At 54.3% G+C, this 13,449-nt stretch carries 12 protein-coding genes and 1 pseudogene; 1 reads left to right on the top strand and 12 read right to left on the bottom strand.

Going from position 1 to position 13,449, the window contains the following annotated elements; all coding sequences use genetic code 11:
• Positions 1–9: 9 nt before the first annotated feature.
• From ACR0AH_RS00330 to ACR0AH_RS00300, 7 genes are all read right to left on the bottom strand, one after another.
• Positions 10–1,485 (bottom strand): mannitol dehydrogenase family protein, encoded by a 1,476-nt coding sequence (locus ACR0AH_RS00330; protein WP_170733478.1) that lies wholly within the window; start codon positions 1,483–1,485, stop codon positions 10–12.
• Entirely contained in the window at positions 1,473–2,246 is a 774-nt protein-coding gene (locus tag ACR0AH_RS00325; RefSeq protein WP_480438860.1) for an L-iditol 2-dehydrogenase, read from the bottom strand. The genes ACR0AH_RS00330 and ACR0AH_RS00325 overlap by 13 nt, the downstream gene beginning before the upstream one ends.
• The gene (locus ACR0AH_RS00320) at positions 2,243–3,247 is read right to left on the bottom strand and encodes an ABC transporter ATP-binding protein (protein WP_170383437.1); all 1,005 of its coding nucleotides are present in this window, start codon (positions 3,245–3,247) and stop codon (positions 2,243–2,245) included. Before ACR0AH_RS00320 ends, ACR0AH_RS00325 begins: the two co-directional genes overlap by 4 nt.
• Before the next feature lie 12 nt (positions 3,248–3,259).
• On the bottom strand, positions 3,260–4,090 hold the full coding sequence (locus tag ACR0AH_RS00315; RefSeq protein ID WP_170403632.1) for a carbohydrate ABC transporter permease: 831 nt from the start codon (positions 4,088–4,090) through the stop codon (positions 3,260–3,262).
• 10 nt (positions 4,091–4,100) lie between these two features.
• Positions 4,101–4,967, bottom strand: coding sequence for a carbohydrate ABC transporter permease (locus ACR0AH_RS00310; protein WP_170800117.1), 867 nt, complete (start codon positions 4,965–4,967; stop codon positions 4,101–4,103).
• Between the two features lie 120 nt (positions 4,968–5,087).
• Positions 5,088–6,395: an ABC transporter substrate-binding protein gene (locus ACR0AH_RS00305; RefSeq protein WP_170511702.1), complete on the bottom strand. Its 1,308-nt coding sequence runs from the start codon at positions 6,393–6,395 to the stop codon at positions 5,088–5,090.
• A 111-nt stretch (positions 6,396–6,506) separates the two neighbouring features.
• Complete coding sequence (locus tag ACR0AH_RS00300) at positions 6,507–7,514, bottom strand: LacI family DNA-binding transcriptional regulator (protein ID WP_170686775.1); 1,008 nt, start codon at positions 7,512–7,514, stop codon at positions 6,507–6,509.
• Positions 7,515–7,596: 82 nt separating this feature from the next.
• Between ACR0AH_RS00300 and ACR0AH_RS00295 the strand changes: the two genes are divergently transcribed.
• Entirely contained in the window at positions 7,597–7,743 is a 147-nt protein-coding gene (locus ACR0AH_RS00295; protein ID WP_480589800.1) for a GntR family transcriptional regulator, read from the top strand.
• A gap of 598 nt (positions 7,744–8,341) precedes the next feature.
• Here ACR0AH_RS00295 and ACR0AH_RS00290 read toward each other — a convergent pair.
• The 5 genes and pseudogenes from ACR0AH_RS00290 to ACR0AH_RS00270 form a co-directional block, all read right to left on the bottom strand.
• A pseudogene (locus tag ACR0AH_RS00290) lies at positions 8,342–9,049 on the bottom strand (IS6 family transposase).
• 306 nt (positions 9,050–9,355) lie between these two features.
• The gene (locus ACR0AH_RS00285) at positions 9,356–10,363 is read right to left on the bottom strand and encodes a LacI family DNA-binding transcriptional regulator (RefSeq protein ID WP_480589798.1); all 1,008 of its coding nucleotides are present in this window, start codon (positions 10,361–10,363) and stop codon (positions 9,356–9,358) included.
• Positions 10,364–10,371: 8 nt separating this feature from the next.
• Complete coding sequence (locus tag ACR0AH_RS00280) at positions 10,372–11,538, bottom strand: dihydrodipicolinate synthase family protein (RefSeq protein ID WP_480589795.1); 1,167 nt, start codon at positions 11,536–11,538, stop codon at positions 10,372–10,374.
• Positions 11,539–11,542: 4 nt separating this feature from the next.
• Positions 11,543–11,851 (bottom strand): Dabb family protein, encoded by a 309-nt coding sequence (locus ACR0AH_RS00275; RefSeq protein WP_480589792.1) that lies wholly within the window; start codon positions 11,849–11,851, stop codon positions 11,543–11,545.
• A gap of 2 nt (positions 11,852–11,853) precedes the next feature.
• Positions 11,854–13,440: a GMC family oxidoreductase gene (locus ACR0AH_RS00270; RefSeq protein WP_480589790.1), complete on the bottom strand. Its 1,587-nt coding sequence runs from the start codon at positions 13,438–13,440 to the stop codon at positions 11,854–11,856.
• Positions 13,441–13,449 lie beyond the last annotated feature (9 nt).

Here is a 13,449-nt window from a genome sequence, read left to right as displayed (position 1 = left end):
AGATTTGCCTCAAGCCTCATCAACGTACGCGATAAGAGCAGCTTCGCAACCATTCTGCCAAACCATGTCGAGCCACTTGGAAAACGAACTGGAAAACGGTTTGGCGTCCTTCAAGTCACCGTAAATCCGACTTTGTTCAAGCCAGACCGCCGGGTTTGACTTGGCGGCAAGGGCTGCCTCACTCAGTCTATCCCAAATCGGATCATTCGCCTCGATCACACTACCATCTTCGCGTGTGCCTGCGCACATACGTGCCCATAGCGCCTCGACGAGCGCTAAACCGGTAACGGAACGCCCAGCCTTCAACTGGTCTCGCAATATCGGCAAAACGAAACCTGTATGGCGCGCTGAACCGTCGAAAGCCACGCGTCTGGTCGTGTCCACAATCCTTGGATTTGAAAACCTGCTTTCAACGAGGCCTACATACTCTTCCGGACTTTTTCCGGAAACCGATGAAACCGTTGGCGCAATCTCTATTCTCTGAACTTTACCAAAAAACTGCGAAACAACCGGGTGTCTCATGCATTCGGAAATCGTCTTGAGCCCTAATATCTCACCCACATTTGCGAGCACCTGATGCCCGGCATTGAGGACTCGAATTTTCATAGCTTCAAACGCATGAACGTCGTCAGTGAAGATTGCGCCAACCTCACCCCAGTCCGGACGCCCAGCGCAGAAATTGTCTTCAATCACCCATTGGCGATACGCTTCGTGCGTGACCACAGCAGCATCGTCAATGCCAAAATCTATGGCAAGTGCAAGTTCGCTTGGACCGGTCGAAGGGGCGATGCAATCCACCATCGAATTCGGAAATGTGGCGTTGGTGTCAATCCAATCGGCCAGTTCAGGGTCGGACATGCGAGCCATCGAAACAACGGTTTGCCTAAGGACGTCACCGTTGCTTTGCAGATTGTCGCAACTTAGCCCGGTGAAGGGCGCATGCCCTGCGTCTCGTCTCACGCGAAGGGCGGCCACTATGGCACCAAAGACTGTTCGGGGCGCCAAAGGATTTTTGGCGTCGTGCTGAACGTCAGGGTGGTTGGCGTCAAACCCGTTCGTGACTGGATCAACGTAGTAGCCACTTTCGGTTACAGTCATAGAAACGATGCGAATGGCCGGATTCGACATCGTGCGAATTAGCGCTCCGTTGCCGTCTTCAATAGGCAGGTAGTTGATCATCGAGCCTATGACTTCAGCTGAGATTTTTTCAGGATCGAGCTCGATCAGGGTCGTGAGGCAATCCTGTGCAAGCAGTTTCTCCCGCATAGTCGCATCATAGGGTCGTACGCCCGCGCCGATGATGGCCCAATCTTCAGCTTTTCCTTGCTGCATTAATCGGTGCAAGTACCATGCTTGATGCGCGCGGTGGAAATTGCCGACGCCCACATGAATAATACCTGGTTTCAGGGTGGTACGGTCATATCTTGGGCGCTCGACGGTGAGCTGGTCGAGTGTCGCATTCGAAAGGGAGATCAGCTCATCCATTGCCCACCATCCACGTTATAAGTTTGTGCGACGATGTAGTTCGCCGCATCACTTGCCAGAAAAACAGCCATTCCGGTCAAATCGTCCGGTGTGCCCATGCGTCCGTAGGGCACGGCGGCATCAACTTCCTGTTTCTTTTGTCCGGGTGCCTTGTCTTCATACTTGGCAAAGAACGCATCCACGCCGTCCCAGTGCTCGCCGTCGACGACACCCGGAGAAATCGCATTCACGTTTATGCCGTGCTTGATCAGGTTCAGCGCCGCCGACTGAGTCAGGCTGATGACCGCCGCTTTTGTCGCGCAATAGACTGCAACCAACGGCTCACCGCGCCGTCCGGCTTGACTTGCCATGTTGATGATCTTGCCACCTTTCCCGCGCTCAATCATGCACCGCGCTACGGCCTGCGTCGTAAAGAGAGTACCCGCTACATTGATGTCAAAAGCGCGTTGATAGTCGGCGCGTTCGATTTCAACAATCGGGGCTGCTGTGAAAAGTGCTGCGTTGTTGACCAGAATGTCTATATGCCCGAACTCCCCTATTGTATTGCCCACAGCGTTGTCGATGCTGGCCTGGTCGGTCACATCCATAGCCACCGCGATTGCATTTTCTCCAAGTGCGGCAGCGCTTTGGCGAGCGCCATCAATATTGATGTCGGCGATGGCGACTCGAGCGCCTTCACTGACGTAGGCTTCGGCAAAGGCCCGCCCGATTCCTCGGGCGGCACCTGTGATCAGGGCTGTTTTTCCAGCCAGTTGCATTATTCGATCCTTAGACCTTGAGCGTCGAACTTGTGCAACTTGTCCATTTGCGGTGTCAGGTAGATCGTGTCGCCGTGCTTGGCCTGAATGTCACCTGTAATCCGCACGGTGACCATGTCAGCAAGACCCGTGTCATGGACGTGAATGAAGGTGTCCGATCCCAGGTGCTCCGCCACACCAACGACGCCTTTCCACATTCCATCAGTCATGCTGACATCTGTGTGTTCAGGACGAATGCCGATTGTGGTTGCCCCGTTTTTCTCGGCCTCAGCACCTGAGATCAGGTTCATTTTCGGAGACCCTATGAACCCCGCGACAAATTCGTTACGTGGACTGTGATAGAGCTCTAGCGGTGACCCCACCTGTTCGATCACGCCAGCCCGCAAAACGACGATCTTGTCCGCCATGGTCATGGCTTCAACCTGGTCGTGGGTCACGTAGATCATTGTCGTCTTGAGCCGTTCGTGAAGTTCACTGATTTCAAGCCGCATACCAACACGCAGGGCCGCGTCGAGGTTGGACAGCGGTTCGTCGAAAAGGAATGCCGCCGGTTCCCGAACAATTGCCCGGCCAATAGCAACGCGCTGACGCTGACCGCCCGACAATTGCCCCGGACGCCGATCCAGATAATCGGTAAGATTCAGCGCCTTTGCGGCTCCTTCAATCCGGCGATTTTGTTCGTCCTCATCGATCCCTGCCATTTTCATCGGGAACGCGATGTTTTTGCGCACCGACATATGCGGGTACAGGGCGTAAGACTGGAAGACCATTGCCAAGCCGCGCTTTGCGGGGGGCACGTCAGTAGCATCCGAGCCATCAATTTCGATATGACCCGTAGTGATGTCTTCGAGTCCCGCGATCAGGCGCAATAGTGTGGATTTACCGCAGCCCGAAGGCCCGACAAAAACCGTGAACTCGCCGTCTCCAATTGTCAGGTCCAGCGGCGGAATGACTTGAACGTCGCCGAAGCTTTTGGTCACTTGGTTGAGTTTGATTTGTCCCATTGGTCAAGTTCCTTATTTGACGGCGCCGAAGGTCAGGCCGCTGACAAGTTGTTTCTGGCTGAACCAGCCAAGGATGAGGATCGGCGCAATGGCCATGGTTGATGCTGCACTGAGTTTGGCAAAGAACAGGCCTTCGGGGCTGGAGTAGCTAGCAATGAAGGCCGTCAGCGGAGCCGCATTAGCTGCTGTAAGGTTCAGTGTCCAAAACGCCTCGTTCCAGGCCAGAATGAAGTTCAGCAGCAAGGTCGAAGCTATGCCGGGAACTGCCATCGGTGTGAGAACGTGAAGGATTTCCTCTTTCAGCGTCGCACCGTCCATTCGGGCCGCTTCAAGGATCTCACCTGGGATTTCCTTGAAGTATGTGTACAGCATCCAGACGATGATCGGCAGATTCATCAGCATGAGGATGATGACCAGCGCGCCTCGGCTGTCGAGGATGCCAAGTTTGATGCAGATCAGGTAGATCGGGTACAGAACACCAACCGCCGGTAGCATTTTAGTGGACAGCATCCAGAGGAGAATGTCCTTGGTGCGATTGGAAGGAACGAAAGCCATCGACCAGGCCGCAGGGACCGCCACGATGATACCCAATATTGTCGAACCCCCGGCGATGATGATCGAGTTCCAAAGGAACCGGGCGTAGTTGGACCGCTCCATCACCGCAGAGTAGTTTTCAAGCGTCCAGTCAAATGCCAGGAACACCGGAGGGTCTGCGATTGCGGTAGCTTCGGTTTTGAAGCTGGTCAGGACAGTCCAGAGGATCGGAAAAAAGATCAGCAGTCCAACACCCCAAGCGGCGGCTGTGTTGATGATCTTACGTTGTTGAGTTACTGCGCGGGCCATCTTTTCCTCCTCACGCGTCCAGGTTCTTGCCGACGATGCGCATCAGGAAGATCGCAACGATGTTGGCGAGAATGATTGCATAGACACCACCAGCGGAACCGAGGCCAACATTCTGACTTTCAAGAACACGTTGGAAAATCAGATAGGTCAGAGTACGGGTGCCAAACGCGCCTCCGGTCGTGACAAATATTTCTGCAAAGATTGCCAGCAGGAAGATCGTCTGGATAAGAACCACGATCGTAATCGCACGGCTGAGATGTGGCAGAGTGATGTAACCAAACCGCTTCAGCGGCGGAGCACCATCCATTTCTGCTGCTTCCAATTGTTCACCGTCCAGAGACTGGATTGCCGTCAACAGGATAAGCGTTGCGAACGGCAACCATTGCCAGGAAACGATCATGACGATTGAAGGCAGTGAAGCCTCAGACAGCCACGCGATCGGCTCAGCCCCGAAAAAGCGCCACAGATGGGCGAACAGACCGTTTACCGGATCCATGAACATATTCTTCCACACCAACGCAGAAACAGTTGGCATGACAAAGAATGGTGCGATCACCAGAATGCGGACAACACCTTGCCCCCACATTGGTTGGTTCAACAAGATCGCCAGCAACACACCAAGGATCACGGTGATTAAAAGAACTCCACCGACGATGGTCAGGGTTGCTATCACTGACGGCCAGAACGCGCTGGAGCTAACGAAACGAACATAGTTATCGAAACCGACCCACCCAAGATCTCCTCCACGCAGTGGAAGGTATTGCTTGAATGAGAAAATGAGCGTCATGATCAGAGGCACGAGCATCCAGCCGAGGAGCAAGATGACTGCTGGGGCCATCATAAGCCGCGCCGCTGATCGGGAGTGTTTAGTAGCCATCGGGCATACCTCCTCTGTTGATTGCCATGAGGCTATCTTAAACAGTGCATAGTTATCGAAAATTTATGGTGCCTCGGGAAACACTTGGGAGAAGAGTGTTGCCCGAGACCGGTGGAGCGCTTAGCGGTAGCCAGCGGCTTCCATAGCGTCGTTTGTCAGCGCCTGAGCTTTGGCAAGCGCCTCATCAACGGTCTGCTGACCTGCATAGACAGCAGAGAATTCCTGGCTCACTTCCGTCGCGATGCCCGCAAATTCCGGGATTGCCACGAACTGGACGCCAACATACGGAACCGGCTTCACAGTCGGGTTTGTCGGGTCCGCAGCTAGAATTGAATCCAGCGTCTTCTGGGCAAAGGGAACCGCCTGATAGTTGGGGTTCTCGTAAAGCGATGTACGCGCGCCCGGAGGTACGTTCGCCCAACCTTCGTTTTCTGCGACAAGTTCAATATAGTCTTTTGACGTTGCCCATTCGATGAACGCTTTTGCTGCAGCTTCCTTTTGCGTTCCGGCGGGAACCGCCAGCGCCCATGCCCAAAGCCAGTTTGCTTTCTTGTCGACACCTTCACTGTTCGGTGCTAGCGCGAATCCAACCTTGTCGGCAACAGTTGAGTCATCAGGATTGGTCACAAACGAAGCCGCGACGGTGGCGTCAATCCACATGCCACACTTGCCCTGCTGGAACAGGTTCAGGTTTTCATTGAATCCGTTGGTCGCGTAGCCGGTTGGGCCGGATTCCTGCATCATGTCGACAAAGAAGGTCAGCGCCTCTTTCCACTCTGGCTGATCGAACTGGGCATTCCAGTCTTCGTCAAACCAGCGCGCACCGAAGGAATTGCCGGTTACGGTGATAAAGGCACCGCCTTCACCCCAGCCTGCTTTTCCGCGCAGGCAGATTCCGTTGATGTCATTGTCACGGTCTGTCATCGCTGCAGCAGCTTCGCGGATGAATTGCCAGGTTGGCGCCTCAGGCATTTCCAGACCGGCCTTCTCCATAAGGTCAGTCCGGTACATGATCATCGAGCTTTCGCCGTAAAATGGCGCGGCATAGAGAGTACCGTCGTGGCTCAGACCGGCTCGCATGGCTGGCAGAATATCATCCGCATCGTACTCAGCAGAAAGATCGTCAAGCGAGACCAACCATCCATTGGCGCCCCAAATCGGTGTTTCGTACATGCCAATGGTCATGATGTCGAAAGAACCGCCCTTTGCGGCGATGTCCGTTGTGACACGCTGGCGCAATACGTTTTCTTCCAATGTGACCCACTCGACCGTGTGGCCGGTCTTATCAGTGAAGTCCTGAGTCAACCCCTGCATGCGAATCATATCGCCATTGTTCACGGTGGCGATGACAAGATTCTCTGCTAGTGCGCCACTTGCAGTGACGAGTGTCATTGCCGTCGCCGCATATAGAGCTTGTTTGAATGACATCCTAATTCTCCTCCTCGTTGGATGATGAATTCGACTCTAGCCAAATTCGCAACGCGAAGTCAATTAATAATTTACGCGCGTAAATTTAAGGATGGCTGCGCACTAACATCCTCAGGCCGACTCCCGCATGATCAAACGGCCCTCAAACAGTTTTTCCTGCCTTTCCGACGGGACTTCTCCATTCTCGAACAACGCAAACAATGTGGACACCGACCAATTCGCAATAGCTTCGTAATCTTGCGCGATTGTCGTCAGTGGAGGGCATGTAAACCTGGAAAACGGGTGATCGTCGTGGCCTGCGATCCGGAGGTTACATTCTGGACCATGACCAACCTTAAAGCCAAGTCCATAGGCGGCTGACAAAAGGCCAATTGCAAAGCGATCATTGCTGCACAGGATCGTGTTAGTACTGAATGCTCCCTCAGACAAAAGTCGCCCCCCTTCAACTTTTCCAATTTCCTCGAAGTCCCAGCCCTCTCCGTTTACTCGAAAAATGTTCGGCGTCTTACCGTGCCGCTCCATGCTTTCGATATAGGCTTGTCGGTGTTTGTTGGCATTCGGGTTCAGAGGCTTCTTCATTTCGAAAAAGCAAGGCGGTTCACCGCTGCGGCAAAGATACTCAACCATTAAGTCAACACTTTGAAAATGATCGGTACCAACAAATGCCCGTCCGACATCAGGCATGTTAGCATCAAACAAGACGACCGGAATATCCGCATCAAATGCTTTTACGGCGTCTGTATCAGACAGCCTGCCGAACGGAGCCAATAATACACCCGCCGGTTTCAAGGATTTAAGGGAGTTAAGGTTATCTCGCTCCATTTCCGGATTACCGTGTGAACTGAGTAAAATCGGGCTGTAGCCGGCCTCAATGCATGCGAGCTCCACACGTCTGCCAATCTCGGAAAAGAACGGGTCAGCTAAGTTAGGTACTACAACGCCAATGTTCTTGGTGGTGCGCCTGTTTTGGTTCATCGCAAAAATATTCGGATGATAGTCGTACTCTTCCAGCGCCGCTTCTATCTTTTTTCTTGTGGAAACACGCACGCTTTCTGGATCATTGAAGTATTTCGAGACGGTAGGTCGAGAAATCCCACTGATAGCTGCAAACTCTTCCATATTTCGGATTTTACGTTGCAAATTTTACCTCACACCAAATTACAACCTATCGCGCGATAAATTTTGTCAAATTTAGTAGTGAATGACCTGCGGTGTCAAGTTACGCGAAATGATCCTAACCGGCGAGCTGCCTCCTAGACAAAAACTCAAAGTTGAACAGCTTCGCGGGCTTCTGGACACCGGCGCAAGACCTGTTCGCGAAGCACTTACCTGCCGTTGGCCTGTGTAGAACGATTGGCAACTGGTTATCGTTGGTGCGAAGGGACGGTTTGGTTCGAGTGCGGACGAGCTTGCACGATAGAAAAGACAGCCTCATTTCGCAAACCGGGCATTGTGACATAGTTGAGTGCAGGGGCAGCAAGCTGCCCTTGCTTGATTTGCTGTTCAGAAAGGAACCCGATGGTGTGAAGGCGGTGGGCGTTCAATCTGTGGCGGGAGGCCGACGTCCTCCCTATGGTAATCCGGCAGTTCAGCTGGCTTGCGCAGAAGAGGCCGTTCTTTGCTGGATCGCAAGGCAAGTACAGCATCCAGCCGCAGCAAGAGGCCACGCGACCGTTTGAAGGGGATGTATAGTGATAAGGTTGGCATTGTTCTCTCTATTGATTATGGAAAGCCGCCACGTGAAGAAAACACAAAAAAGGCCGCTCACGAGGCGGCCTTCAGATCGGAAATCTGTCAGACCGCTTTAAGGGGCTACTGCGCCTGCCGCGCGAAGCATTGAGGACTGACAATTCAGCATTTCTGATCTCCTATATCAGGGTTTCCAGTTCTGGAGGTGCTGTAAGACGAATTCGAACCAGTCTCAGTTTGCCGCGGAAACCGCGAACCTATCCGGAACAAAGTCGACGCCACTCGGCAAGTGCGGCGCTGCGTGTCAGCTTGAAGGTGTCTCTGCTGGCAAGCGATCTTTCCTGGTTGAAGTGGTTGTAGACGTAGGAATGGATGGAGGCGAATTTCTGCAAACTTCGCATGCGCCTGAAACGTTGCATCGCGCGTTCGCGTCGTCGAAACGGCAGGTGCGAATTCTCGACGCGCTTATTGAGGCACCTGCCCGTCTGCTGTTTTTTGAGCGCGCCCATTTCTTTGAGCGCAGCCTTGTAGAAAGCGAAGCGATCTGTGACGATCTCTTCGGCGCAACCGTGCTGCTTCATCAATTTCTTGAGGAATTTCAGTGCTGCAGCTTTGATTCGGCGTTTGGTGACGACGGCCTCAAGCACTTCACCTTAGTGATCGACGGCACGCCAGAAGTAGTGGCGTTTGCCGTTCACTTTCACGAGTATTTCGTCTACGTGCCACTTCCATCTTGAAAAGGCACGGAGTTGCTGAACCCGTTATATTCGGATCTCTGATGCAAACATCGGGCCGAACTTGTTCCACCAGTATCGGACGGTTTCGTGGCTCACGTCGATGCTTCGCTCGTGCAACAAGTCTTCGACATTCCGAAGCGAGAGCGGGAAACGGATGTTCAGCATCACCGCAAGGCGGATGATCTCGGGACTGGTTTTAAAGTATTTGAATGAGGCAGGCCTGATCATGGGCAAAAGCTACACAACAACCCTACCCCGCTCAATCAAAGTTCTTCTGACAAGACCAATAAGCACATTGGTGGAAAGTTTCGGAACTCACTTCGATGCCAAACTTTTGCAGCAGATCTTCGAGATTTCGAAGCGAGAGCGGCAATCGATTGTATAGCGTCACCGCAATGCGGATGATCACGGGACTAATTTCAAAGAATTTGAAAGAGGCAGGTCTGGTCATGGCAAAACCACGCGACCGCTATGTCCCGCTCAACAAAAGCTCTTCTGACAAGACCTCTGGACAAAGGCTGGTATAGTCTTTTGCTACACCGTGTCTTTCGTAGTTTGCCTCAATACCAAGCGCGTTGAAGTCCGCGTGGGTTGTGCTGGCGTAGCACCATCCTGCAACCACTGCAAAACAGTGTCCGCAACTTGTTCTCCAAACTCAGAGACGCCGCAGTGTACGGTAGACAAAGCTGGCCAGCATTCTGATGCTTCCTTGATGTCGTCGAAACCGACAATCTGAAACTCCGTGCCAATCTTTACCTGAGTTTCATGGCAGGCATTAATCATCCCAAAAGCAACAAGATCATTGAAACAGACTGCGGCATCGCACGCAGGATGCTCTTTGAAGAGGTTGACCGTTGTTTCATGTCCAAATGATCGGCTGGATTCCCCTGTTTTTACAATAGGCTGCAAGTGGTTGTCTTTCATCGCACTGATATAGCCGGACAGTCTTTCCTGAGTGACTTCGGCACCATCCAGACCACCGACAAAGGCGATGTTCCGCGCGCCCGTTTCGATCAGATACTGCGTTGCCGCGCGTCCACCCTCTGCGTAATCAGGGGCGATAAAGGGAAATCTGCCTGTTTCGCTTTCAACCTGTCGCAAGACTTGCATCAACGGAATGCCAGCTCGCTCTACCGCAGAGAGGGTGTTTGTGACATCGCCATAAGCAGGCGATAGGATCAAAGCAGAAACACCGTGCTCAAGCATCGCTCCCACCACCTGATCCTGAAGTTCGGGGTCTTCGTTTGTGTTCGCCAATACGACCGCATAGCCTCGGGACGCCAGCGCCATCTGCAACGAAGTCGCAAACTCGGTGAAAAACGGGTTGGTCAGGTCGTTTATCACCAAACCTATTAGCGCCGCTCCCGTGGATCGCAGATTTGCCGCCGATCGGTTATAGACATACCCGATCTCTTTCATCGCGGTATGGACGAGCTTGCGTGTCTCCGGCTTCACCTGCGGACTGCCCTGCAACACAAGGCTTACCGTCGACTTGGAAACGCCCGCCGAGTTGGCGACATCTATGATCGTGGGTCTTCGCATTCAGATTATTATTCAACTCCATGCAAGCTGAGAAGCGTGGTCATCCGTGCTTTAGCCAGTTCAGGGTCTGAGAGTAAACCGGCCTGATCCACCAATCTGAACACTTGCGCGTAGTGGCAGATGTCACGGCTGGATTGGAACCCACCCGGCATGATGAAATGGGACTGGGCTCCGTTCAGCCATGCCAGATAGGCAATCCCGGCTTTGTAGAACCGCGTCGGAGCCTTAAAAATCTCTCGACTGAGGGGAATAGTCGGTGCGAACAGCGCGTTGTAGCGATCCATGTCGCCCATTGCCAACGCCTCAAGCGCCTGGCTGGCGGCGGGGGCGATAGCAGCGAAAATGCCGAGCAGAGCGTGGGAAAAATGCGCTCCATCCCCGGCAATAAGCTCGGCGTAGTTGAAATCGTCACCAGTGTAGAGGCGCACGCCGTCCGGCAAACGTGTGCGAAAGTATTCTTCATGTGCCTGATCCAACAAGGATATTTTTATCCCATCAACCTTGGCGGGATTTTCGTTGATCAGGGACAGTACAAAGTCGCTGGCCGCGTCGATATCCGTGCTACCCCAATAGCCCGTCAATGCAGGATCGAACATATCGCCCAGCCAGTGCAGGATTACAGGCTCCGCAGCCCCATCGATCAGCGCGCGGTATACATCATGGTAGGTGTCCGGACCTGCCTTGATCGATGGGAAGGCGCGTGACGCCATGAGGATCAATTGCCCTCCGGCGGCTTCGATCGCCTCGGCCTGGTGCTCGTAGGCTGACAGGATTTCACCTGCTGTGTTCAACGCGCTTAGAGGCAGGTGATCAGTCCCTGCCCCACAAGCCACCCGAGGCGACAACGGATGCGCCTGCGCAGCCTTCATTGTGCGCTGAATCAGCTCCAACGCAGTCGCCCAATCGACGCCCATCCCGCGCTGAGCAGTGTCCATCGCCTCGGCCAGACCCAGCCCCTGATCCCAGAGCCCTTGTCGGAAACGCAACGTTGCGTCCCAATCCACCGCCGGACGGCCATCCCAGGGGTCGCGTTCCGTCAGCGGGTCCGAGACCACATGCGCCGCTGCAAACGCCGTGCGCGTCAGAGGCACCTGCGGCTTGCGCGGTACTAACGGCGTTCCGGTCAGCGCATAGGGTTCCAGCTGCCCCTCAGGATTTGGCAAAATCAATTTCACTATCTCAAACCTCCAAATCCAGAACCAGAATGCCGTCGATGCCACCCACGGCGTTCTCGACCAGTTGCGCGCCCAGCGCCTTGTGCGTTTCGTTGTTCTGATAGGCCTCCAGCACGCCCCAATCGTTGAAGTCGATCACGAACCCATGCATGTATCCGCGTTCGATCTGCTCGGGGCTCTCACTGCGGCCCCCGGTAAACCCGCTGGCCCCGGGAAGGGCCTTGGACACGTCCTCGAGACCTTTGTAGATGGCTCCGATTGTCTCCTCGGTCACGCCGGCGCGGAATTTGGTCAGTACGATATGGCGGATCATTTTTAGAAACCCTGATCTTGTTTGATCATGTCGGAAGCTTTTTCCCCGATCATGATTGTAGGTGCATTGGTGTTCGATGAATTCACTGTCGGCATAATCGACGCATCCGCGACGCGAAGCCCTTCGATCCCATTGAACCGCAGGCGCGGGTCCAGAACGGCTTCGGAATCGCTGCCCATACGACAGGTACCAGCGCAGTGGTGCGATGTTTTGGAGTGTACACAGATAAAATCGAAATACTCCTGCTCGGTCCGCACGTCCGGGCCCGGCAAACGTTCTGCCAAGATGTACGGCTTCAGCGCATCCTGAGCGAGGATCTTCTGCACCAGCTTCAGGCCCCGAATGGACATCTCGCGATCGTAGGGATCCGCCAGATAGTTGGGATCTATAAGCGGCATCATCGCGGGGTCAGAGCTTTGCAACCGGACGGTTCCGCGTGATCTGGGTCTCAGAAAACAGGCGTTCAGTGTAACCCCACCGTTGGGCATCGCCTCGACCCCTGCCTCAATGCCGGTACCAAGCCCCAGATGCATCTGAAGATCCGGCGAACGCGCATCCGGGTCTACGTACCAGAACCCACCCGTTTCGAACAGGCTGGACGCGACCGGTCCCTTGCGGGTGAAAAGGTATTGCAGGCCTGCAAAAGCTGAAAGGTGCAGCTTAGCGAAACGGTCGTAGGTGTGCGGGCCGGTCACTTCGCAGATGGAATATAAATCCAGATGGTCCTGCAAATTCGCGCCCACCTGCGGCTGATGAAAAACCGCGTCGATGCCAAGGCTGTCCAAATGATCCGCCGGGCCAATTCCCGACAGTTGCAACAAGCGCGGCGAACCGATGGCACCTGAGGACAGAATGACCTCTTTCGCGGCGGAGATCTTGTCCCCGTTCATCATCTCGACACCAGTCGCCCTGCCCTTGTCCTCCAAAATGCGGCGGACCTGTGCGCCAGTGCGCACGGTCAGGTTCGGGCGGCTGCGGTTCGGCGCGATAAACGCCATCGCAGCAGAGGATCGTCGCGCATTGCGCTGGGTCAGCTGATAATACCCCGCTCCATCTTGTTTGGCCCCATTCACATCGCGTGTTTCAGGAATCCCCACTTCCCCAGCGGCCTTGATATAGGCATCGCAGATTGGCAAAGGGGCTGAGGGCATGGACACGCCCAGCGGTCCGCCCTTGCCGTGAAATTCGTCGTCGTAGGTGTCGTTGTCTTCGGACTTTTTGAAATAGGGCAGCACGTCGGCATAGCTCCACCCCTCGCAGCCCATTTGCCTCCAGTCATCGTAATCCTGAGCTGCACCCCGCGTGTAGATTTGCGCGTTGATCGCAGACCCTCCACCGATCACCTTGGCCTGGGTGTAGTTGAAGACCTTGTTCTGCATGTGCTTTTGCGGAACCGTGGACCAGCCCCAACTGCCGATACCCTTGGTCATCTTCGCAAACCCGGCTGGTAGGTGAAAGAATGGGTGACGATCGGTGGCGCCGGCCTCTAGCAACAGCACATTCGCCGATGGTTCTTCGGAAAGACGCGCAGCGATCACCGAGCCTGCCGAGCCTCCCCCAACGACAATGAAATCATATCCTTCAGACATTCTTGTGTG

The sequence above is a fragment of the Ruegeria sp. AM5 genome, from assembly GCF_056540645.1.
This window is presented reverse-complemented; position numbering and strand designations above follow the sequence as displayed.